The organism is Streptomyces sp. NPDC048057, assembly GCF_040653095.1.
Classification (GTDB): domain Bacteria; phylum Actinomycetota; class Actinomycetes; order Streptomycetales; family Streptomycetaceae; genus Streptomyces.
Genome location: NZ_JBEZNF010000029.1, coordinates 25,881 through 46,178, shown reverse-complemented (window position 1 = coordinate 46,178; position 20,298 = coordinate 25,881). Strand labels below are relative to the sequence as shown.

General features: G+C 72.5%; 21 protein-coding genes. 17 read left to right on the top strand and 4 right to left on the bottom strand.

Annotated elements, in window-relative coordinates; all coding sequences use genetic code 11:
* Positions 1-94: 94 nt before the first annotated feature.
* Positions 95-1,000 (bottom strand): hypothetical protein, encoded by a 906-nt coding sequence (locus AB0E05_RS29005; protein WP_361968788.1) that lies wholly within the window; start codon positions 998-1,000, stop codon positions 95-97.
* Positions 1,001-1,405: 405 nt separating this feature from the next.
* Here AB0E05_RS29005 and AB0E05_RS29000 point away from each other — a divergent pair, with 405 nt between their 5' ends.
* A complete protein-coding gene (locus AB0E05_RS29000) occupies positions 1,406-1,708 on the top strand; it encodes a hypothetical protein (protein WP_361968786.1) in 303 nt (100 codons plus the stop codon).
* 15 nt (positions 1,709-1,723) lie between these two features.
* On the opposite strand, the gene AB0E05_RS28995 is transcribed toward AB0E05_RS29000, so the two are convergent.
* Positions 1,724-2,821 carry a chemotaxis protein gene (locus AB0E05_RS28995; RefSeq protein ID WP_361968784.1) on the bottom strand — a complete coding sequence of 366 codons (1,098 nt, stop codon included), beginning with the start codon at positions 2,819-2,821 and terminating at the stop codon, positions 1,724-1,726.
* 372 nt (positions 2,822-3,193) lie between these two features.
* Between AB0E05_RS28995 and AB0E05_RS28990 the strand changes: the two genes are divergently transcribed.
* From AB0E05_RS28990 to AB0E05_RS28965, 6 genes are all read left to right on the top strand, one after another.
* On the top strand, positions 3,194-3,955 hold the full coding sequence (locus AB0E05_RS28990) for an AraC family transcriptional regulator (protein WP_361968883.1): 762 nt from the start codon (positions 3,194-3,196) through the stop codon (positions 3,953-3,955).
* A gap of 239 nt (positions 3,956-4,194) precedes the next feature.
* Positions 4,195-5,244 carry an iron-siderophore ABC transporter substrate-binding protein gene (locus AB0E05_RS28985; protein ID WP_361968782.1) on the top strand — a complete coding sequence of 350 codons (1,050 nt, stop codon included), beginning with the start codon at positions 4,195-4,197 and terminating at the stop codon, positions 5,242-5,244.
* On the top strand, positions 5,241-6,293 hold the full coding sequence (locus tag AB0E05_RS28980) for an iron ABC transporter permease (protein WP_361968780.1): 1,053 nt from the start codon (positions 5,241-5,243) through the stop codon (positions 6,291-6,293). The genes AB0E05_RS28985 and AB0E05_RS28980 overlap by 4 nt, the downstream gene beginning before the upstream one ends.
* Positions 6,290-7,336, top strand: a complete 1,047-nt coding sequence (locus tag AB0E05_RS28975; protein ID WP_361968778.1) for an iron chelate uptake ABC transporter family permease subunit — start codon at positions 6,290-6,292, stop codon at positions 7,334-7,336. Before AB0E05_RS28980 ends, AB0E05_RS28975 begins: the two co-directional genes overlap by 4 nt.
* The gene (locus AB0E05_RS28970) at positions 7,333-8,169 is read left to right on the top strand and encodes an ABC transporter ATP-binding protein (protein ID WP_361968776.1); all 837 of its coding nucleotides are present in this window, start codon (positions 7,333-7,335) and stop codon (positions 8,167-8,169) included. The genes AB0E05_RS28975 and AB0E05_RS28970 overlap by 4 nt, the downstream gene beginning before the upstream one ends.
* Before the next feature lie 28 nt (positions 8,170-8,197).
* Positions 8,198-9,901 carry a hypothetical protein gene (locus AB0E05_RS28965; RefSeq protein WP_361968774.1) on the top strand — a complete coding sequence of 568 codons (1,704 nt, stop codon included), beginning with the start codon at positions 8,198-8,200 and terminating at the stop codon, positions 9,899-9,901.
* A gap of 66 nt (positions 9,902-9,967) precedes the next feature.
* On the opposite strand, the gene AB0E05_RS28960 is transcribed toward AB0E05_RS28965, so the two are convergent.
* On the bottom strand, positions 9,968-10,462 hold the full coding sequence (locus AB0E05_RS28960; RefSeq protein ID WP_361968772.1) for an ATP-binding protein: 495 nt from the start codon (positions 10,460-10,462) through the stop codon (positions 9,968-9,970).
* Positions 10,463-10,541: 79 nt separating this feature from the next.
* On the opposite strand from AB0E05_RS28960, the gene AB0E05_RS28955 reads away from it, so the two are divergent.
* The 4 genes from AB0E05_RS28955 to AB0E05_RS28940 all read left to right on the top strand — a co-directional run bounded on the left by AB0E05_RS28955 (position 10,542) and on the right by AB0E05_RS28940 (position 14,320).
* A complete protein-coding gene (locus tag AB0E05_RS28955) occupies positions 10,542-10,997 on the top strand; it encodes a GNAT family N-acetyltransferase (protein WP_361968770.1) in 456 nt (151 codons plus the stop codon).
* Positions 10,998-11,182: 185 nt separating this feature from the next.
* Positions 11,183-13,045 carry a phage tail sheath C-terminal domain-containing protein gene (locus AB0E05_RS28950; protein WP_361968768.1) on the top strand — a complete coding sequence of 621 codons (1,863 nt, stop codon included), beginning with the start codon at positions 11,183-11,185 and terminating at the stop codon, positions 13,043-13,045.
* Positions 13,046-13,079: 34 nt separating this feature from the next.
* A complete protein-coding gene (locus tag AB0E05_RS28945; protein ID WP_361968766.1) occupies positions 13,080-13,601 on the top strand; it encodes a phage tail protein in 522 nt (173 codons plus the stop codon).
* A gap of 5 nt (positions 13,602-13,606) precedes the next feature.
* Entirely contained in the window at positions 13,607-14,320 is a 714-nt protein-coding gene (locus tag AB0E05_RS28940) for a hypothetical protein (protein ID WP_361968764.1), read from the top strand.
* On the opposite strand, the gene AB0E05_RS28935 is transcribed toward AB0E05_RS28940, so the two are convergent.
* Positions 14,296-14,700 (bottom strand): hypothetical protein, encoded by a 405-nt coding sequence (locus tag AB0E05_RS28935; protein WP_361968762.1) that lies wholly within the window; start codon positions 14,698-14,700, stop codon positions 14,296-14,298. The two genes, AB0E05_RS28940 and AB0E05_RS28935, sit on opposite strands and share 25 nt — an antisense overlap.
* 1,481 nt (positions 14,701-16,181) lie before the next feature.
* Here AB0E05_RS28935 and AB0E05_RS28930 point away from each other — a divergent pair.
* The 6 genes from AB0E05_RS28930 to AB0E05_RS28905 are packed head-to-tail and all read left to right on the top strand — an operon-like array spanning position 16,182 to position 20,296.
* A complete protein-coding gene (locus tag AB0E05_RS28930) occupies positions 16,182-17,384 on the top strand; it encodes a DUF4255 domain-containing protein (RefSeq protein WP_361968760.1) in 1,203 nt (400 codons plus the stop codon).
* A complete protein-coding gene (locus tag AB0E05_RS28925; protein ID WP_361968758.1) occupies positions 17,381-17,653 on the top strand; it encodes a hypothetical protein in 273 nt (90 codons plus the stop codon). Before AB0E05_RS28930 ends, AB0E05_RS28925 begins: the two co-directional genes overlap by 4 nt.
* Complete coding sequence (locus AB0E05_RS28920) at positions 17,650-18,285, top strand: hypothetical protein (protein WP_361968756.1); 636 nt, start codon at positions 17,650-17,652, stop codon at positions 18,283-18,285. The genes AB0E05_RS28925 and AB0E05_RS28920 overlap by 4 nt, the downstream gene beginning before the upstream one ends.
* A gap of 45 nt (positions 18,286-18,330) precedes the next feature.
* On the top strand, positions 18,331-18,651 hold the full coding sequence (locus AB0E05_RS28915) for a LysM domain-containing protein (RefSeq protein ID WP_361968754.1): 321 nt from the start codon (positions 18,331-18,333) through the stop codon (positions 18,649-18,651).
* On the top strand, positions 18,651-19,769 hold the full coding sequence (locus tag AB0E05_RS28910) for a hypothetical protein (protein WP_361968752.1): 1,119 nt from the start codon (positions 18,651-18,653) through the stop codon (positions 19,767-19,769). Before AB0E05_RS28915 ends, AB0E05_RS28910 begins: the two co-directional genes overlap by 1 nt.
* On the top strand, positions 19,766-20,296 hold the full coding sequence (locus AB0E05_RS28905; protein WP_361968750.1) for a phage baseplate assembly protein V: 531 nt from the start codon (positions 19,766-19,768) through the stop codon (positions 20,294-20,296). Before AB0E05_RS28910 ends, AB0E05_RS28905 begins: the two co-directional genes overlap by 4 nt.
* The last annotated feature ends 2 nt before the right edge of the window (positions 20,297-20,298 follow it).

Genomic DNA, 20,298 nt, shown 5'->3' with positions numbered 1-20,298 from the left:
CGACAAGCCACTTGTCACCGGGGCGTCGTCGGAAGCGGTGTGGCGCCCGCGCACGACGAAGCCGGCGGCGGCAACGGCAAGGGACGGCTTGCCCTCAGCGGACCACCACTATGCGGTGCTGTCCGTGCATGCTGAGCGGGCGGGCGTCATGGATGCTGGAGACCCAGGTGATCGCCGCGTACCGGCCGGGGGCCAGCGGCGTGGTGAGCAGCACCTCACGTCCGGGGGACAGCGGTGGTGTGCCCAGCCACTTGCTCAGGTCGAACGGGGGCGCGCCGCCCGTGCCGTCGAAGAAGGCTTGGATGTCCCTCTCCGTCACCGAGTCGTCGGTGATCGGGCAGAACATCGCCTCGTCGACCTGGTTCTGCATGCGGTTGACGTAGCGCAGCGGGCCGCCCGGGGTGATGTGGCCGTCGAGCAGGAAGCGCGGTCCCTGGCCGGGGATGTCGACGGCGGTGAGGGTGGCACAGGAAGACCGGGCCGCTTCCGTCTTGGTGGGGTGCACCGTGAGCGAGCGCAGATGTTCCTGGCCGGACTGGGGGTCGCGGCCACGTGGGCCTTCGAAGTCGAGGTATTCGAGGACGAGATACCGGCCCGGTGGCAGCGGCGCCGTGAAGCAAATGTCCGTGCCGGGGTGCGTGATGCCCCCGCCGTACAGCTCTGCGGTCGCCATCAGGGCGTGTGCCGCCTGGATGTTGTCCTGTCCTTCGGTGGTGAAGACCCGGCGCAGTCGGGCCCGGAACTGCGCCTCCGTCGCGCCGGCACGCAACCGGACGACGCCGACGTGGCCGGTGCGCGAGCTGGTGGTCCTCAGCCGGAACGGCACGGGGCCGGCGAACGCGCGTGCAGGCGCGGTGAATCCGTCTTCGCCGGTGACGATGTCCAACACCTGTGCTGCTTGCGGACGGTCGCGCGGATGCGCCTGTGCGGCGGGGCCGCCCCACAGCAGTGCACCTCCGACGGCCGCGGCTCCAGTGAGAAGGCTCCGCCTACTGGGCATGCTTCGTGCTCCCCTCGGAAGGCTCCCCCGTGAAGTCCCCCGTGCGACGCCCGCACCGGTGGTGGGAGTGGATGTCCTTCACTCTGCCGCAGTCGCAGAGCGTGAACATCGGCCGGCAGTTGCGACTGTGGCGCAACTGCGGTGGTACGCCGGCCTGGCAGCCGTACACCCCGGGGTGCGGCCCACCGTCGCGGCGGTCACGAGGTCGACGATCTCCCACCCGTCGCCTCCGCTTGACAAGGCGTTCAGGAAGAGTTGCCCCATACCAGCGACTTCTGCACTAAACATCAATCAACACGGGCAACTCACCTCCAGTTCCTTCGTATGGACGCAGTTCGCCGTCGAGGGCAGAGGCACCGGCCCGGACGCGGACGCGCAACTTCCGAGTGAGAGGTGGCGAAGACCATGAGCATGATCCAGACCGGCAGGCTGCAGCTGAACTCCCCGAACCCCACGGAGGTGACGGGTGGTGACACCTCGACGTTCACCCAGGTCACGTTCCCGTCGCCGTTCCCGGCCAACGCGACGGTGATCGTCGTTCCGTTCGTCCAGACGTTCAACGGTCCCGACACCCCGGGGCTGCGCATCGCCGACGTCACCACCACCGGATTCAAGATCCGCATCAATGAACTCGTCGGCACCGGCAGAGCGCTCTCCGACGGGCCACACACCTCCGAGACGATCGGTTGGATCGCCAGCACCGTGTAGGTCGCCGGGGTCCGCTCAATAGCGCAGGACAGCGGCGATCCGGCCCTCGTCGGCGAGGGTGTCGTCGGGGACGAAGCCGATGTGGGCGCCGGTGTCGAGGGCGCGTTCGATCACTTCGTCGACGATGTCCTCGCGCGCCCCGGGGTCGCCCGGCTCGGCCGGGACGAGGTGCTCGCCGGCATCGCGGACGGTGGCGCGGAAGTTCTCCTCGACCACGAGGTGGTCGATCGTGCCCGATTCCGCGGCCTGTCGGACGTCGTCCAGGCCGGAGGTGAACGCGCGGCGGCCCCGGGCCGCGTCGAGCCGGCGCAGCGCGTCGCTGACTTCCTGGTCCGCATGGGCCCGGACAGCGGGCTCGACCACGCGGTGGACGGTGGCGGGGTCGACACCGGCGAGGCCGGCGTGGGGGACCTGCGCGGCGGCCGCTCGGGTGATCGGTCCGGCGGCGTCCAGCAGGGCGAGGGCAGCGCCCTCACCGACCACGTACAGCGGTCGGGGGTCGGCGGCGAGCACCTTGCCGGCCTCCGCGTCGGCCTCCCGCAGGAACGCCCTGGTCTCCTCGTCGCGGAAGGTGCTCGGCACGTCGCCGATCTGCTCCCGCCGTTCGGGGTCGGGCTCGTCGTAGGTGCGCACCAGGGGGAAGCCGTGGTCCTTCTCTTCGGTGACCCGCGCCTGGTCGCCGCCCCACAGCACCACCCGATCGGCGGCGACCGCCAGCACCCAGTAGGGGCGCTCGGCGGCGTGGGCGGCGACGAGGTTGCGGGTGAGGAAGGTGTCGGAGAGGACGACCCGGGGCGGGGCGGAGCGCCCGAACGACCAGATGTGGTGTTCGCCGGGCGCGGCGAGGATCGCCAGGCCGTCCTCGGCGTGCACGAGGTCGACCTCGGTCAGGGCGCGGTCGAGTTGCTCCAGTACGTCGATCCGGTCGGTTCGGGAGACCGCTGGGTCGGCCTCGATCTTCTCCTTCGCCTCGGCCAGCAGGCCGCGCAGCCGGATCGGGTCCTGCTCGCTGCCCGGCTCCCGGCGGTGCGTGGGCATCACGATCGACACCGCCGGATAGGTCCGGGGCCGGCGCAGCTCGGCGAGGGTGGCGGAGCTGAGGATGGGGCGCATGGGAACCCTTTCCGAGAGGCGGTTCGGCCTGAGTGGCGTGAGGGCGCCAGCCCGACGCTACTCCCAAATGCCGCAAAATATCGTTTTGTCGGCCGGGGGGCGGGTAACGCAACCCGCCGTCCGGCGGGCGCGCTTGCCCGCGCCGCCCGACGAGAAGGGGCCTCCCCCGGTGTTCAACGTGTCCCGTTCGGCGGCCAGGTCACGGCAGCCCACGTGGTCGGTTCCGGGGTTGTCGGCGATCTCGCTCGGCCGCCACCGATCGGGCGCCCTTAGGGTGGGGGCATGCCGTCAGCTCGCCTCCGTCCCACTCCGCGCCCGACCGCGAAGGGTTCCCGCGGGGTCGACGGGCTGCCTCGACAGGCGACGCGCGAAATGCGCGAGTTGCCGGTGGTTGCCGCCGGTGCCGAGGTGATGCCGTTCGCGATACAGCCGTACGACGAGGTCGTCGCGCACGACACCGTCTGGGGCGAGCACTCCCACCCCTTCCATGAACTCCTGTGGAACGAGCGCGGGGCGTCCACGGCCGTCGTCGGGGCGCGGGTGTGGACGGTGACGCCCGCGCTGGGGCTGTGGATGCCCGCCGGCACGCTGCACTCGGGGTCGGCGGTCGCCGGGACGTGGTTCAGGGCGACGTTCTTCGCGTACCACGCCGCCCCGTCCATGTCTGACACGCCCGTGGCCGTCGAGGTCACCCCGCTGTTGCGGCTGCTGCTGGAGCGGCTCGGGGACGCCCGCCTCTCCCCCGTCTCGCGGGCGACCACGGAGGCGATGGTGCTCGACGTGCTGGAGCCGTCGCCGCGGGAACTGCTCGTGCACGGGCCGACGTCGGCGCTGCTGCGCCCGATCGCGCGGGCGCTCGGCGCGGACCCGGGCGACCAACGCACGCTGGCCGACTGGGCGGCGGAGTTGGGGGTGAGCGCCCGGACGATCAGTCGGGCGTTCACCGCGGAGACCGGCACCAGCTTCGCGCGCTGGGTCGCCGCGGTGCGGGCGCAGCACGCGGTGGCCCTCCTCAGCCGGGGCTGGGAGGTGGAGGCCGTCGCGGAGGAGGTGGGCTACCGGTCGGCGAGCGCCTTCGGCGTGGCCTTCCGGCGGACGACCGGGCTCACTCCGGGGACGTTCCGGACCGTCTGAACCGCCCTCGCACCCGCATCGGGTGGCGCTCCAGCACGGGGCGACTGTCCTGATCGCTATATCCACTGTCTCAAAAGGTCGATTGCGACACTGATCCCCTCCCTCTTAGAGTGCAAAGGTAAGCCTTACCTAAGCGCTTGCGTTCCAGTGCGGTGCACACGCTCCACGACGGCATCCCGGGCCCCGGGCGTGCGAGGAACAGCACCTTCGGCATCCGGATCAGTGGGGGTTCGACCATCATGCGTTCACTTCGTCTGCGGCTGCTCACCGCAGCCGCCGCTCTCATGGCCGTCGCGGCCTGCGGCGGCCCGTCCTCGTCCGAGGGCGACGGCGGCAACGGCGGCGACAAGGGGTCGTCGGCTTCGGGCACGTTCCCGACGACCATCAAGCACGCCCTCGGGACGACGACCATCGACGAGAAGCCCGAGCGCGTCGCCGCGGTCAACTGGGCCAACCACGAGGTGCCGCTGGCGCTCGGCATAGTCCCGGTCGGGATGGCCGCCGCGACCTTCGGCGACGACGACGGCGACAAGGTGCTGCCCTGGGTCGAGGAGAAGCTCGGCGAACTCGGCGCGAAGACGCCGGTGCTGTTCGACGAGACCGACGGCATCGACTTCGAGGCCGTCGCCGACACCAAGCCGGACGTCATCCTCGCCTCGTACTCCGGCCTCACCAAGCAGGACTACGCCACCCTCAGCGAGATAGCCCCGGTCGTGGCGTACCCGGACGCTCCGTGGGCGACGCCCTGGCGGGAGATCATCCGCACCAACAGCAAGGCCATCGGGCTGGCCGACAAGGGCGAGGCCCTGATCAAGGACCTGGAGGGGCAGATCGGACAGACCGTCGCCAAGTACCCGCAGCTGAAGGGGAAGTCGGCGATGTTCATGACGCACGTGGACCCCGGTGACGTGAGTCAGATCGGCTTCTACACCGCGCACGACACCCGGACGCTCTTCTTCGAGGACCTGGGTCTGAAGACGCCCGGGAGCATTGCCGCCGCGTCCAAGGACACGGACAAGTTCGCCCTCACCCGCAGCGCCGAGCAGATCGACTCGTTCAACGACGTCGACATCGTCACCGGCTACGGCGACGCGGAGGGCAAGCTGGCCAAGGCGCTGCGCGAGGACCCGCTGGTGTCGAAGCTCCCCGCCATCCAGCGCGGCTCCACCTATCTGCTGCCCGGCAGCGCGCCCCTGGCGACGGCGGCCAACCCGACGCCGCTGTCCATTTCATGGGTGCTGGAGGACTACGTCGCCGCGCTCGCCAAGGCCGCGGACAAGGTCGCATGACGACCTCCGTCCACGGTCGACCGGACGCCGCCGCGGTGAACACGCCGCGGCGGCGTCCGGTCCGCGTACGCGTCCTCTGGCTCGCCGCGGCGCTCCTGGTCCTGGTGGCGCTCGCGCTGGCCTCCCTCGCCTTCGGCTCCCGGGCCGTCGCCTGGGCCGACGTGTGGGCCGCGCTCCAAGGCGCGGACGGCACGTTGGAGCAGGCCGCCGCCAGCAAGCGGATCCCCCGGACGCTGCTCGCAGCGCTCGTCGGCGGGGCGCTCGGCCTCGCCGGCGCCGTGATGCAGGGGGTGACGCGCAACCCGCTCGCCGACCCCGGCATCCTCGGCGTCACCATGGGCGCGTCCCTCGCCCTCGTCACCGCCGTCGCGTTCTTCGGCCTCGTGTCGCCGATCGGCTACATATGGGTGGCCATGGCGGGAGCGGGGCTGTCGGCCGTCTTCGTGTACGGCATCGCCAGCCTGGGACGGGGCGGGGCGACCCCGCTCAAGCTCGCGCTCTCCGGGGCCGCGACCTCGGCGGCGTTCGTCTCGCTCGTCACCGCCATCACCCTGCCCCGCGGCGACATCGCCGGGAGCCTGCGGCTCTGGCACGTCGGCGGCCTCGGCGGCGCCTCCTTCGAACGCATCAACCACGTCCTGCCGTTCCTCGCGGTCGGCTTCGCGATCTGCCTGCTGTCCGGCAAGGCGCTGAACTCGCTGGCGCTCGGCGACGAACTCGCGGCGGGGCTCGGCGAGCGGGTCGCCGTGGTCCGGGGCGTGGCGGCACTCGGCTCGATCGTGCTGTGCGGCGCCGCCACCGCGATCACCGGGCCGATCGGCTTCGTCGGACTGGTCGTCCCCCACGCCTGCCGTCTCCTCGTCGGCGTGGACCACCGCTGGCTGCTGCCCTTCTCCGCCGTCCTGGGCGCGGCGCTGCTCACCGCGGCGGACGTGGTCGGCCGGGTGGTGGCGCGGCCCGCGGAGATCGACGTGGGCATCGTGACGGCCCTCATCGGCGCGCCGTTCTTCGTCTGGATCGTCCGTCGACAGAAGGTGCGCGCCCTGTGAAGACCGGCACCCCCGCCCCCGCCACGGCGGTCGTCGCCCGCGGCCGGGCCCGCCGGGCGCTGCGGCGCCGCGCCCTCACGGGGCTGCTCGCGCTGCTCGTGGTGGTCACGTTCACCGCGTCCCTGATGGTCGGGCACACGTACTACCCGCTGGACGACGTGCTCCGGGTCGTCCTCGGCGAGCGGGTCCCCGGCGCGTCGTTCACCGTGGGCCGGCTGCGGCTGCCGCGGGCCGTGCTCGCCGTGGTCGCCGGCTTCAGCTTCGGGCTCGCCGGCATCACCTTCCAGGCCATGCTCCGCAACCCGCTGGCCAGCCCCGACGTCATCGGCATCTCCTCGGGTGCGAGCGCGGCGGCGGCCGTCGCGATCGTCACCCTCTCCCTGGGTGCGACCGAGGTGTCCGTCATCGCGATCGTCGCCGCACTCGCCGTGGCGCTGCTGATCTACGCCCTGGCGTTCAAGGACGGCGTCGTCGGCACCCGGCTGATCCTCATCGGCATCGGCATCGCCGCGATGCTCGACAGCGTCGTCGCCTACGTGCTCTCGCAGGCCGCGCAGTGGGACCTCCAGGAGGCCATGCGCTGGCTGACCGGCAGCCTGAACGGCGCCACCTGGGACCAGACGGCGCCCGCCGCGGCGGCGCTGGCGCTCCTGGGCCCCGTACTGCTGTCGCAGTCCCGGAACCTGACGACGCTGCAACTCGGGGACGACACCGCCGCCGCCCTCGGCACCCGGGTGGAGCGCACCCGCGTCACGGCGATCGTCGCCGCGGTCGGACTCATCGCCTTCGCCACGGCCGCCGCCGGGCCCATCGCGTTCGTCGCCTTCCTCGCCGGGCCCATCGCGGCACGGCTCACGGGGACCAGCGGTTCGCTGCTGATACCCGCCGGACTCGTCGGCGCCCTGCTCGTCCTGGTCGCCGATCTGACCGGCCAGTACGCCTTCGGCACCCGGCTGCCGGTCGGCGTCGTCACGGGCGTGCTCGGCGCGCCCTACCTCGTGTACCTCATCATCCGCACCAACCGGGCGGGAAGCTCCCTGTGACCACATCCCACTCCCTGGCCGCCGAAGGACTCACCCTCGGCTACGGCGACCGCACCGTCATCGACTCCCTCGACCTCGTCGTCCCGCCCGGTCGCATGACCGCGATCGTCGGCGCCAACGCCTGCGGCAAGTCGACGCTCCTGCGGGCCATGTCCCGGCTCCTCGCACCGCGCGCGGGCCGCGTCGTCCTGGACGGCAGGGAGGTGCACCGCACCCCCGCGAAGGAACTCGCCCGCACGCTGGGGCTGCTGCCCCAGACCCCGATCGCGCCGGACGGCATCACCGTGACGGACCTCGTCAGCCGCGGACGCCACCCGCACATGCGGATGTTCTCCCGCTGGAACAGCGACGACGACGCGGCCGTCGCAGCGGCCCTGTCCGCCACCGGCACCCTCGACCTGGCGGACCGCGACGTCGACGAACTCTCCGGCGGTCAGCGCCAACGCGTCTGGATCGCCATGGCGCTGGCCCAGCAGACCGACGTCCTCCTCCTCGACGAGCCGACCACCTTCCTCGACGCCAACCACCAGATCGACGTACTCGACCTGCTCACCGACCTGAACCAGACCAGGGGCACCACGATCGTGATGGTCCTGCACGACCTCAACCTCGCCGCGCGGTACGCCGACCACCTCATCGCGCTCACGCCCGGGCGCCCGCACGCCAGCGGCACCCCACACGAGGTCCTCACCCGGGAGAACGTGCGTGCCGTGTTCGGCCTGGACAGCCGGGTCATCGAGGACCCGGTCTCGGGCCGGCCCCTCATACTTCCCATCGGACGCCACCGCATCAAACCGGCGGCCACCACACCGCCGACGTCCGACCGGGCGTAGGCACGGCGCACGACCCTCGGAGGTACGCATGGACGATCAGGCAGGCGACGAGGCAGCCACCGACCCCTACTTCGACCTCGGCAGCCACACCCGCCCGGTGACCACCTCCTCCCCCGAGGCCCAGCTCTGGTTCGACCGCGGCCTCGTGTGGACGTACTCCTTCCACCACGAGGAGGCCGCCCGCTGCTTCGAGCGGGCCGCGGCGGCCGACCCCGACTGCGCCATGGCGTACTGGGGCCTGGCCTATGCGCTCGGCCCCAACTACAACAAGCCCTGGGAGTCCTTCGACGCGCGGGACCTCACCCGTACCGTCGAGCGCACCCACGCCGCGGTCGAGCGGGCGCACGAGAAGGCCCCCGCGGCCACGGCCGTCGAGCGGGCGCTGATCGAGGCGCTGCGCGCCCGCTATCCGCAGGCGGACCCCGTCGAGGACTGTTCGGTGTGGAACGAGCCGTACGCCGAGAGCATGCGGGCGGCCCACGAGAGCGACCCCGACGACCTCGACGTGGCGACCCTGTACGCGGACGCGCTGATGAACCTCACGCCCTGGCAGCTGTGGGACCTGCGCACCGGCGAGCCCGCCGAGGGGGCCCGTACGGTGGCGGCGAAGGCGGTGCTCGACCGGGCGCTCGCCACGGCCGAGGGGCGCAGGCATCCCGGCGTGCTGCACCTGTACATCCACCTGATGGAGATGTCCCCGCGGCCGGAGAGCGCGCTGCCCGTCGCGGACCGGCTGCGCGGACTGGTGCCCGACGCCGGGCACCTCGCCCACATGCCCTCGCACCTGGAGGTGCTCTGCGGGGACTACCGGCGGGTGGTGTCCGACAACGACGCCGCGATCGCCGTCGACGCAAAGGCCGTCGCCCGCTTTGGTGCGATGAACTTCTACACCCTGTACCGCTGCCACAACATCCACTTCAAGATCTACGGTGCGATGTTCCTCGGGCAGTGCGCGGTGGCGCTGGAGGCGGCCGGGCAGTTGGAGGCGTCGGTTCCGCAGGAGCTGCTGCGGGTGGAGAGCCCGCCCATGGCCGACTGGCTGGAGTCGTTCCTGGCCATGCGGGTGCACGTGCTGATCCGCTTCGGGCGCTGGGCCGACATCCTTGAGCTGCCGCTGCCGAAGGACCGGGAGCTGTACAGCACGACCACGGCGATGCGGCACTACGCGCGGGGCGTCGCCCTCTCCGCGACCGGGCGGGTCGCCGAGGCGGAGGCGGAGCGCGAACGGTTCCGGGAGGCGGTGGGCCGGGTCCAGGAGACGCGCATGCTCTTCAACAACACCTGCCGCGACATCCTCGCCATCGCCGCCGCCATGCTCGACGGCGAGCTGGAGTACCGCAAGGGCGACTTCGACGCCGCGTTCGCCTCGCTGGAGCGGTCGATCGAGCTGGACGACAACCTGCCGTACGACGAGCCCTGGGGCTGGATGCAGCCGACGCGGCACGCGTACGGGGCGCTGCTGCTGGAGCAGGGGCGGGTCGCGGAGGCAGCGGCCGTGTACCGCGCGGACCTGGGCCTCGACGACACCCTGCCGCGGGCCCGTCAGCACCCGGGCAACGTGTGGTCCCTGCATGGATTCCACGAGTGCCTGGTACGGCTCGGGCGTACCGAGGAGGCGCGCATCGTCGCGCAGCAGCTGAAGCTGGCGACGGCCGTGGCGGACGTGCCGATCGAGGCGTCGTGCTTCTGCCGGACGGAGACGGCCGCCTCCGGGGGCGGCACCTGCTGCTGAGCGCCGGGGCGTGGGGCCCGGCGCCGGGCCCCACGCCCGCTGCCGGGCTGCGCCGCGCGGGGCCGGTCAGCCGTGTCGCTCCGGCGGCGGAGGGTCGAAGAGGCCGAGTTCGACGTCGTCGGGCGCCTGGAAGAGCTGCACGTACTCCTTGAGCAGTGCACGGCTGACGGGGGCGGTTCCCACACCGCCCTCCTTGCTGCGGGCTTCGAGGCGGCGGCACAGCTCGTCGAAGGGCACGGCGAGGTAGTGCAGTTCGACCAGGACGCCGCGCGCGTGGGCCGCCGCGCGCTTCTCGTCCCGTTCGGCGCGCCCCCAGAAGCCGTACTCCAGGATCACGGTCTGGCCGAGTTCCAGCAGGTCCTGGGCGTGCTCCCACAGCCGTCCCTCCAGCCGGTCGCGCACGGGCTCGTCGAACAGGTCGACACCGAGGTCCGCCAGCCATTCGTCCGGGCACAGGCGCACCGCCGGGACCTCGCGCGCCAGACGCTTGGCCAGCGTCGTCTTCCCGGAACCGGGGAGCCCGCACAGCAGGATCAGCCTGGGCTCGTTGCCCGTGTCCATCAGGCGCCTCCAGGGCTCCGCGGCAAGGTGACCGGCAGCAGCCGGCCGACCGGCGCCCGGGTGCTGCCACGATGTTGCCATGGACATCCAGAACACCAACAGGTTCCTGGTGCGTACCGCAACCGCCTCCGACTGGGTGGCGCTCGCCGGCATCGACCCGATCGCCGCCGCGGGTGACGCGGCGCGAAGTGCGCACATCAGGCGATGGTGCGAGCAGGGTGCCGTCGTCGTGGCGGAGGACGCGTCCGGGGCCCTGGGCTACGGCGTGCTGGAGTACACCTTCTTCGACCACGGCTTCGTGCCCATGCTGATGGTCGCGCCCGGCGCCCGTCGGCGAGGGGTCGGGGCGCAGTTGCTGGACGCCGTGGCGGCGGCCTGTACGACGCCGAAGCTGTTCACGTCCACGAACGTCTCGAACCTCCCGATGCAGTGCTTGCTGCACCGCGCGGGCTGGCAGGCCGTCGGGCTGCTGCACGGGCTGGACGACGGCGATCCCGAACTCTTCTTCCGCTGCCCCCGGGTCGGGGACTCGTGACGCCGCGCTCAGGCCGCTCGAATGCCCCCGCCGGCCGAGCCCGGACGGTCGAGGACGACCTGCCTGCCCTGCCCTCGGGTGAACCGGTCATCCCAACGACGCACCCGCCTTGCGCCCCGAGTGCCGGATCCGACGGCATCCGCTTACCGTGATCGCGATCGTGTGCAGCGTCGGAAGGAACCGGCATGCCGGTAAACGTCACCTACCCGGGCGTCTATATCGACGAGGTCAAGAGCCCCGTCAGGACGATCACGGGTGTTCCCACCTCTGTGGCCGCGTTCGTCGGCTACGCGCCCCGCGGACCGGTCGACGGGCCGGTGCACATCACCGGCTGGGCCGACTACTCGGCGATCTTCGGCGGCCTCCAGCGCAACTGTCCGATGAGCTACGCGGTTTACCAGTTCTATCTGAACGGTGGCAGCGAGGCCGAGATCGTCCGGGTGGTCAGGGAGGACAAGGACCACAAGGACACCGTTCGCCTGCCCCTCAGTGCGAGTGACGCCGCGGCCACAAAGACAGCCCCCCAGCCTTCTCCCTCGCCCGCCACCACGCCGGGCGAGGAGGGCGGCGACGCGGGTGGCGACGCCGGCGCGCCGGACGCCGCCGGGGAGGCGAAGAAGAAGACGCAGCCCGCGCAGGGCAGCGGTGCGGCCAAGAAGTCGACGGCCTCCGTTTCGTCAGGGCCCACTGCCGCTTCGGGCCCTGCCCTGCTCGCCGCCTCGCCGGGACAGTGGGCACTCAACCTGCGTGCCCGCGTCGACTACGACACATCGGAGCCGAGGGAAACGAAGGACTCGGACCGCAAGCTGTTCAACCTGACGGTCCACGACACGGGCACCGGCGCGACGGAGCGGTACCTCAACGTCAGCGTGGAACCCGGCAGCCCCCGCAGCCTCGAACAGTTGCTGCGGTCCTCGCAGCTCGTACGTGCCGTGCCGGACTCTCCGCTCACCAAGGTGCCGAAGCCGAGCCAGGACCCGAAAGAGGGCGAGGACCCCTACACGTACGAGCCGACGGACCCGAAGGAACCGCAGCCGCCCTTCTCCTACGCCCCTCCCGGTTCTGACAGCGATCAGGGCGCCACGGACGAACGGCCGACGGATCTGGCCCTGTACAGGGGCGACCCGGCGGCGAAGACCGGCCTGTACCAGCTGCTGAAGACCGACATCTTCAACATCCTGTGCCTGCCCGACAGCGACTGGCTCGGCGAGTCACTGCCGTCGGACGGAATTGCCGATCTGCGGAGCGCGGCCCTGAAGCTCTGCGTGGATCGGCGGTCCATTCTGCTGGTCGACCCGCCCCGGTCGTGGACCGGTGGACCGGCGGGCGGCGATTCCAACGCGGCCGTCCTCGGCACCGTCCTGGACAACGTGTCGGAGCTGGAACTGGGTGACCCCGGCAAGAACGCCGCTGTGTACTACCCGCGGCTCCTCTCGCCCGACCCCCTGCTCGACGGTGCCCTCAGGCCCTTCCCGCCCTGCGGGGTGATGGCCGGTGTGCTCGCCCGCACCGACGTCCAGCGCGGGGTGTGGAAGGCGCCGGCCGGCACGGACGCCTCGCTCAGCGGGGTCAGCGAGCTGGAGGTGCCGCTGACCGACCTGGAGATCGGCAGGCTGAACCCGGTCGGCGTCAACTGTCTGCGGCGGCTGCCCGCCGCGGGCCCGGTGGCCTGGGGAGCCCGCACGTTGAACGGGGCCGACCGGCTCGCCAGCGAGTGGAAGTACCTACCCGTGCGACGGCTGGCGCTCTTCATCGAGGAGAGCCTGTTCCGGGGCACCCAGTGGGTGGTGTTCGAGCCGAACGACGAGCCCCTGTGGGCCTCGATCCGGCTGAACGTCGGGGCCTTCATGAACTCCCTCTTCCGAGCGGGTGCCTTCCAGGGCCGAACGCCCCAGGACGCCTACCTCGTGAAGTGCGACAAGGACACCAACCCGCAGAACGACATCGACCGCGGCATCGTCAACATCCAGGTGGGCTTCGCCCCGCTCAAGCCGGCCGAGTTCGTGATCGTGCACATCCAGCAGCTCGCCGGCCAGATCCAGGTCTAGGTCGAGCGCCAGATCAGGTCCAGGAGGACGACCGATGCCCGAAGTCACGCGTCGGGATCCGTTCAAGAACTTCCGGTTCCGGGTGAAGTTCAGCGGACAGACCGACTACATCGCGGGAATCAGCAAGGTCAGCGGACTCAAGCGCACCACCGAGGTCATCCGGCACCGCGACGGGGGCGACCCGGGAACCAGCCGCAAGCTGCCCGGGCGCACCGAGTACGAGGCCATCACCCTGGAGCGCGGCTGCACCGTCGACACCGCCTTCGAGGAGTGGGCCAACCGGGTCTGGAGCCTCAAGAACTCGTCGGGCGGGCTGGAGACGTCGCTGAAGGACTTCCGCCGCGACCTCATCATCGACGTCTTCGACGAGGGCGGGCAGCAGGTGCTGTCGTACTCGGTGCACGAGTGCTGGGTGTCCGAGTACCAGGGCCTGCCCGAACTCGACGCCGGGACCAACGCCGTGGCGTTCGAGCACATCAAGGTGGAGCACCACGGCTGGGTGCGGGAGCACACCAACGTGCCGCAGGAGCCGCAGTTCACCGACACCGCGGGGTGAGCGGCGTGCCGCGGCAGCTGACGGAGTCGAACGTCCTCGACGTGTGGGAGAGCGGGCTCGCCGGGCCGTCGGCCGCGCGCTCGCTCCTCCTCGCCTCGATGGTGGCGCCGAGCCCGCGGAGCGTCCCCGACCTGCCGCTGAGCGCGCTCAACTCCCTGCTGCTGGGGCTGCGTCGAGACGCCTTCGGCGATGCGCTGCCGTGCACGGCGGACTGCCCCGAGTGCGGCGAGAGCCTCGATGTCACCGTGGCGTCGGACGAGCTGCTGCCCGCCGGGGGCGGGACCGCCGCGGGCGCCACGGCCACCGTGGTGTCGTACGGCAGGACGGTCACGTACCGCGCGCTGACCGGCCGCGACGTCCGCGCCGTCGACTCCGCGGCGCCCCGTGCCCGCCAGGCGCTGCTGCGGCGCAGCGTCCTGAGCGTGGATCCGCCCACCGACCGGCTGCCCGACGAGGTCCTGGAGGACGTCGCCCGGCACCTCGCCGACCTCGACCCGGGGGCCGATTCCGTCCTCACCCTGGACTGCCCGCAGTGCGAGCACCGTTGGGAGGCCGCGTTGGACCTCGCCGAGCACGTGTGGACCGACGTCTGCGGGTACGCGCACCGCCTCCTGCACGAAGTGCACGCCCTTGCCCGGGCCTTCGGCTGGACGGAGGCCGACGTGCTCGCGATCAGCCCCACGCGGCGGCGGTTCTATCTGGAGGCGAGCACCGGATGAACGACTTCGTCGACCGACTCCTCAAGGCACCGGGGCCGAGGTTGAGGCCGCTCGCGCCGAACGTGTTCGACCCGATGGCCCCGCGTCTGCCGGGAGGCGACCAGGGGCCGTTGGCGTACGAACCCGAGATCGAGGAGGCCGAGCAGGCGGCGGTGCGGGCACCGGTGCTTCGGTCCGGGCCGCCCGCCGTACGCCGGGCGGACGGAGTCGCCGTCGAGGCCGGGCAGATGTCGTACGAGGTGGCTCCGGTCGACGGAACGGGCGCGGTCGTCGTCGGGGAACGGGCCGGGGCGGTGGTTGCGGAATCCGTCGCTGCGGCGGCTCGCGGGGCCGTCGAGGACGAGGTCCTGCGGTCGGTCGGCGAAGATGCCGGCAGTCACGGACGGCCTCACCGCGGGAGCGCCAGGAGAAGCCCGCGTCCCCCTGCGGGGAGGAACGACAGTGGCGTACGTCCCTACGCAGCGGGCAGCGACGACGCCAAGCGTCCCACCGGGCCCCAGCAGACACGGCGGGTCGACACCGCAGCAGCGTTCACGGGCGACGCAGAAGCAGACGGGATCGAAGCCGCCGAGGTCTTCGGAGCCGCCTCCGCCGACGTTGCTGAAGCCGCTCACACTGTTGACATCGCGTACGCCGTCGCCCCCGGACCTCCGCATGCCGTCCGCGGCGAGAAGGCACGTGGGCAGAGTCGTCACAGGGGCGCCGGATCGGCCGATCGAATGAGCGGACGCACGGACGGAAAGCCCCCCGGAGCAAGCCCCCGACCCGAAGCGACACCACAGCCCACCGCCGAGGACACCTCGCAAGCCGCAGCCCACACGACCGATCGCCAGGGCGAGCGCTCCCAGGCACCGTACGCAGCGGACGTGCCCGAAGCGCCTGGTGGGGGCGTTCGGGAGAGCGGACGCACGGACGGACGGCCGCCTGGGACGAGGCACCGGCCCGAAGCGACACCGCAGCCCACCGCCGAGGGCGCCCCGCAGGCCGTAGTCCACACCGCCAAGGGCCGTGACGGACGTGCTGAGACGCCGTCCGTAGCCGGCACGCCCGACACTCAGGAACGGCAGTCCGCTGCGGCAGGTCACCTCGTCGGTCGGCGCGGTCGCGCAACCGGCGACCATCGCCAGGGCAATGAGGGCGGGCCACAGTTGAGGCACGAGGCACGCAGCGCCGTGCCGTCGGTCGGCTCGGGCTCGACGGCCTCCGGCGATGAGCCCGCGGCCGATGCGCCATCCGTACGGGGTCAGGACGGCGCACAGCGTCCCGCCGACGTTCGGGAGCGCGCCACCGACCCGATGCCGCAGGAGTGGCAGGGGAACTTCCGGTCAGATCGACGATGCGCACCGGCGTTGGACGACGGAGTGCGCGAAGCCCAAAGGCCCGGCCCAGGCGCCCCGGTCCGAGACCGGGTCGGCCCGGCCCGGGGGGCTGCTACGGCTCCTGCTCCGGCACCCGTCGGTCTTCCGCACGCCGACGCCGCGGCCACCGACGCCTCACGGCCCGCATCGCCCGTACGTACGGCAGCGCACGGTGGACGGTCCTCCGACCTGCCGCCCGCGCCCGCATCGGCGCCCGGGCACGCGCCGTCGCCGCTTCCGGCTTCGCCTCCGACGCCGTCGTCGAAGCGGTCGTCCAAGCCGTCGGCAGCCCACGCACCCTCGCCCGGCGCCACCGCTGCGACGCCCCGCAACCGCGTCGCCAGCCGTACCGCCGAGACCCCGCCACCCGCGCCCGTCGTCCGCGTCACCATCGACCACCTGGTCGTCCGCACCGCTCCGTCCCGGGCCGTCGACGAGGAGCCCGCCACGCACCCTGAACCCCTGTTGGACCTGGAGGAGTACCTCCGGACCAGGAGGCGGGCGTGAGTGACGCCCTGGCGCTGGCCGCCGTGACCGAGACCCTGCGGGTCGTGCTGGACGCCGCCGTGCAGAAGGTCGCGCCCGGCGCCAAGGTGATGGTGCGTCATCCCGAGTACGTCACTCCCACTGCCGCGCAGGCCAAGAAGGGCGTGCTCAACCTCTTCCTCCACCGGACGGCCATCGACCCCGTCTGGCGGAACGCCGATCCCGACGGTGCGCGCCCGGGCGAGAGCCGGCACCCCGCGCTGCCGCTCGTGCTGCACTACCTGTTCACCGCGCACGCTCCGCCCGGGGAGGACTCCACCGTCGCCGAACGACTGCTCGGTGCCGCGATGGCGGCGCTGCACGAGCGGCCGGAGCTGCGCTCCGACGACATCCAGGGCGCCGCCGGCTTCAGCGATCTGCACCTCCAGCAGGAGCCGGTGAAGGTGACCCCGTCGATGACGACGGCCGACGAGTGGTGCCGGCTGTGGTCGGCCCTCGGCGGTTACCGGCTGTCCGTCGGGTACGAGGCGCGCGTGGTGCTGATCGACGCGGTCGCGCCCGGGCGTGCGCCCCTGCCGGTGCTGCGGCGCGGAGCGGCCGACACCGGGCCCGTGGCGCTGCCCACCCCGGCGGGCTGGCCGGTGCTGGACGCCGTGTCGCCGTCGGTCGCCGCGCCCGGTTCCGACATCGTGGTCGGCGGCAGCGGGTTCGACGCGGGGACGCCGAGCCTGCGGCTGACGCACCCCTTGCTCGGCGGTCCCGTCGTGCTGCCGGTGACCGCGGTGTCGGCGCCGGGCGCGGCGACCTCGCTGCGGGCCGCCCTCGACGAGGAACTCGGTGCGGGGCAGTGGTCGGCGGTCGTCGTCCTCGCCATGCCCGACGGCGGTGAACGGACCACCGCGCCCGGCCGCTTCCTCATCGCCCCGCGCATCACCAGTGCCCTGCCGATGACCGCCGCGCGGAACAAGAGCGGGGTGGCGGTGTTGGACGTGGAGTGCGTGCCCGCCGTGCACCCGGGGCAGCGGGTCGAACTGCTCGTGGCGGACCGGCCCGTGCCCGCGGAGCCCTTCGCGCGGGTGACGCGCAGGCTGCGGTTCCGGCTGCCCGCGGGTGCGCCGGGGCGCTACCTCCTGCGGTTGCGCGTCGACGGGGTGGACAGCCCGTCGATCGACGCGGAGGCGGGTCGGTTCGACCCCGACGCTGCGGTGGTGATCACATGACCACGGGACCACGGGTCGAACTGCGCATCCGCCGGCTGGTGTGGGAGGCCGCCGATGCGCCCGCGCGCGCCGGGCTGCGCGCCGCCGTCGAGGCCGAACTCGCCGTGCTGCTCGGCGACTGTCCCGCCGTCGACCGGGCCGTACCGGTGGACCCCGCCGTCGCCGCGCACGCGCGCCGGATCGCGCGCGCCGTCCACGAGGCGCTACGGGCCGGGCCGCCGCAGTCCCCCGGCGCGGAACCGGCGCGGGCAGGGACGCCGGCGCCATGACCAGTCCCGTTCCCCGCCGCGGCGGCTTCGTCTTCCTCGACCCCGAGCAGGGCCGGGTCCTGCGCGTCATGCCGTTCCAGTACAACCCCGACGGCATCACCCGCGCCGTCCAGCCGCGCGGCAGCGGCGGCGGCGACCGGTTGGAGGCCCTCAGGTTGCAGGGGCCGGCGCGGGAGACGTTCCGGATCGAGGTGGAGTTCGACGCCGTGGACCAGTTGGCCTCGAAGGCCGTGCCCGCGCCGCCCGCGGGGTCGGGGCTGTTCGCGACCCTCGCCGCGCTGGAGAGCGCGGTCACCCCCACGAGTGCGCAGCTGACGCGGCAGAACGACCTGGCCGGCCAGGGGATCTTGGAGATCGCGCCCGTGCAGGCCCCGCTGTCCGTGCTGGTGCTCGGGCAGCACCGGGTCCTGCCGGTGCGGATACAGGACATGGACGTGACGGAGGAGGCGTACGACGGGGAGCTGAACCCCGTCCGGGCCCGGGTGGCGCTGACGGTGCGGGTCCTCACCGTCGACGACGTCGGGTTCGGCCACAAGGCGGGCGGTCTGTACCTGCAGTACCAGCAGGACCGGGAGCGCCTTGCGGCCACGGTCACGTACGGCCCGGGAACCATCGGCTACACGGGCGGCTGAGCCGCCCGCGTACCGCGCACGCACCACCAGCCGGAGGAGGTCGGTTTGTTCGAGCCCAGCAGCAGGTACCACGCGGTCCCCACGGCGACCCGCACCCTCGCGGACGGGCGGACCGTCACGTATCTGCGCCGTCGCTTCCTGCCCCAGTCCGACGAGCTGACGGGCGTCGGCGAGCACGTGGTCAAGGCCGGCGAACGGCTCGACCACATCGCGGCCCGGCGGTACGGCGACCCGGAGCAGTCGTGGCGGATCGCGGACGCGAACCGGGCGGTGCGGCCGGACGACTTGACGGCGCCGCCCGGCCGGCGGCTGCGGATCGCGCTGCCCGCCGAGGCGTCGGCGGCCGGCGGGGATCGGACGCGCTGATGGCGGACGGCCCGCAGCTGATGCTGCTCCTCGGCGACACGGTGCCGGCGCCGGCCCCGGCTGCGTTCCTCGACGCCCTGTGCGGGGTGCGGATCACGTCGGCCAGCGGGGCGACGAGCGGCTTCCAGCTGACGTTCTCCCTGGCCGCGGGCGCACCGCTGACGCGGGCGGTCGCGCCGGGCGGGGCGCTGTACGCGAAGAAGCGGGTCGTGGTCGCCGTGGTCCTCCTGGGTCGGTGCCATGTGCTCGTCGACGGGGTGATCACGCATCAGGAGGTGCACGCGGCGCGCGCCCCCGGGGCGTCGTTCCTCGTCGTCACCGGTGAGGACCTGTCGCTGTTGATGGATCTGCGGCACGTGCGACGGGCGTTCCCGGGGCTCGCGCCGCATCTGCGGGCGACGGTGGTCTGTGCGGCGTACGCGCAGTACGGCATCGCGCCGCAGGCCGTGGCGCCGGTGTTGACGGACCAGCCGAATCCGCTGGTCGACGTTCCGGTACAGGCGGCGACCGACCTCGCCTATCTGCGGGCCATGGCCGCGGACGTCGGGCACGTGTTCCACCTGGTGCCGGGGCCCAGTCCGGGGGTCAGCACCGCGTACTGGGGTCCGCAGCGTCGTGAGGGGGCGCTCCAGCCGGCTCTGACGACCGGGTGCGGCGCCGCGGACAACGTGACGGAGCTGACGTTCTCCTTCGACGGACTCGCCGCCTCCCACTACGGCACGTACCGCTTCGAACCGCCGTCCCCGACCGCGTCCGAGGCGGTGGCGCCCGAGCCGACGGCGCTGCGCCGCCCGCTGGCGGCGAGCCCGGCCCAGGCGCTGTGCGAGCGGGCGCTGACCGGGCAGACGGGCCGCTCGCTGAACCGGACCCTGCTGGCCGGGCTCGGCCGGGAGGTCGCCGCCGACGCCGTCACCGGGCGCGGGACCGTCGACGTGCTGCGTTACGGCCACGTCCTCACCCCCCACGCCCTGGTGGGCGTTCGCGGGGCCGGAGCAGCGTACGACGGGCGCTATCTGGTGGCCGCGGTCACCCACGACCTGACCCGGGACACCTTCCGGCAGCACTTCACGCTGGTCCGCGACGGGCTCGGCGCCGACACCCAGGTGGTGACCGCATGACGGCAACGCAGGTGCACGGTTGGCACGGCCTGTACGAGGGCGTGGTGGTCTCGGCCGTGGACCCGACCGGGGTCGGCAGGCTCCAGGTCCGCGTGCCGGAGGTGCTCGGCAACGAGGCGCAGGTGTGGGCCGCGCCGCTCACGCCGCTGGCGGGGACGGACTGCGGCATGTACGTGGTGCCGCCGCAGGACTCCGGGGTGTGGGTGAGGTTCCTCGACGGGGACCCCGAGCGTCCCGTCTGCGTGGGCTTCAGGCGGCGCGGGTCGGGTGACGTGCCGCCGGTGGCGCGCCCCGCGCTGCCGGGCGTCCCGCAGATCGTGCTGGCCACGCCCTCCGGTCATGCCCTGGTCATCAATGACACGCCCGGTCCGATGGGCGGCATCAAGCTGCAACTGAGCGGAGGGCAGGGCCCGTTCATCGAGATCACGGAGACGTCGATCGTGATCTCCTGCGGTCCCGGGCTCGCCACGATCCGGCTGGAGGGACCCATGGCCACCGTCAACCAAGACGCCCTGAGGGTGCTGTGAGG

Bases quoted from the DNA above. Each gene is read 5' to 3' on its own strand.
- AB0E05_RS28965 (WP_361968774.1), top strand. From the start codon at position 8,198: ATGGACGATCAGGCAGGCGACGAGGCAGCCACCGACCCCTACTTCGAC.
- AB0E05_RS28955 (WP_361968770.1), top strand. From the start codon at position 10,542: ATGGACATCCAGAACACCAACAGGTTCCTGGTGCGTACCGCAACCGCC.
- AB0E05_RS28920 (WP_361968756.1), top strand. From the start codon at position 17,650: ATGACCAGTCCCGTTCCCCGCCGCGGCGGCTTCGTCTTCCTCGACCCC.
- AB0E05_RS28985 (WP_361968782.1), top strand. From the start codon at position 4,195: ATGCGTTCACTTCGTCTGCGGCTGCTCACCGCAGCCGCCGCTCTCATG.
- AB0E05_RS28945 (WP_361968766.1), top strand. From the start codon at position 13,080: ATGCCCGAAGTCACGCGTCGGGATCCGTTCAAGAACTTCCGGTTCCGG.
- AB0E05_RS28950 (WP_361968768.1), top strand. From the start codon at position 11,183: ATGCCGGTAAACGTCACCTACCCGGGCGTCTATATCGACGAGGTCAAG.
- AB0E05_RS28990 (WP_361968883.1), top strand. From the start codon at position 3,194: ATGCGCGAGTTGCCGGTGGTTGCCGCCGGTGCCGAGGTGATGCCGTTC.
- AB0E05_RS28925 (WP_361968758.1), top strand. From the start codon at position 17,381: ATGACCACGGGACCACGGGTCGAACTGCGCATCCGCCGGCTGGTGTGG.
- AB0E05_RS28995 (WP_361968784.1), bottom strand. From the start codon at position 2,821: ATGCGCCCCATCCTCAGCTCCGCCACCCTCGCCGAGCTGCGCCGGCCC.
- AB0E05_RS28905 (WP_361968750.1), top strand. From the start codon at position 19,766: ATGACGGCAACGCAGGTGCACGGTTGGCACGGCCTGTACGAGGGCGTG.
- AB0E05_RS28910 (WP_361968752.1), top strand. From the start codon at position 18,651: ATGGCGGACGGCCCGCAGCTGATGCTGCTCCTCGGCGACACGGTGCCG.
- AB0E05_RS28960 (WP_361968772.1), bottom strand. From the start codon at position 10,462: ATGGACACGGGCAACGAGCCCAGGCTGATCCTGCTGTGCGGGCTCCCC.
- AB0E05_RS29005 (WP_361968788.1), bottom strand. From the start codon at position 1,000: ATGCCCAGTAGGCGGAGCCTTCTCACTGGAGCCGCGGCCGTCGGAGGT.
- AB0E05_RS28980 (WP_361968780.1), top strand. From the start codon at position 5,241: ATGACGACCTCCGTCCACGGTCGACCGGACGCCGCCGCGGTGAACACG.
- AB0E05_RS29000 (WP_361968786.1), top strand. From the start codon at position 1,406: ATGAGCATGATCCAGACCGGCAGGCTGCAGCTGAACTCCCCGAACCCC.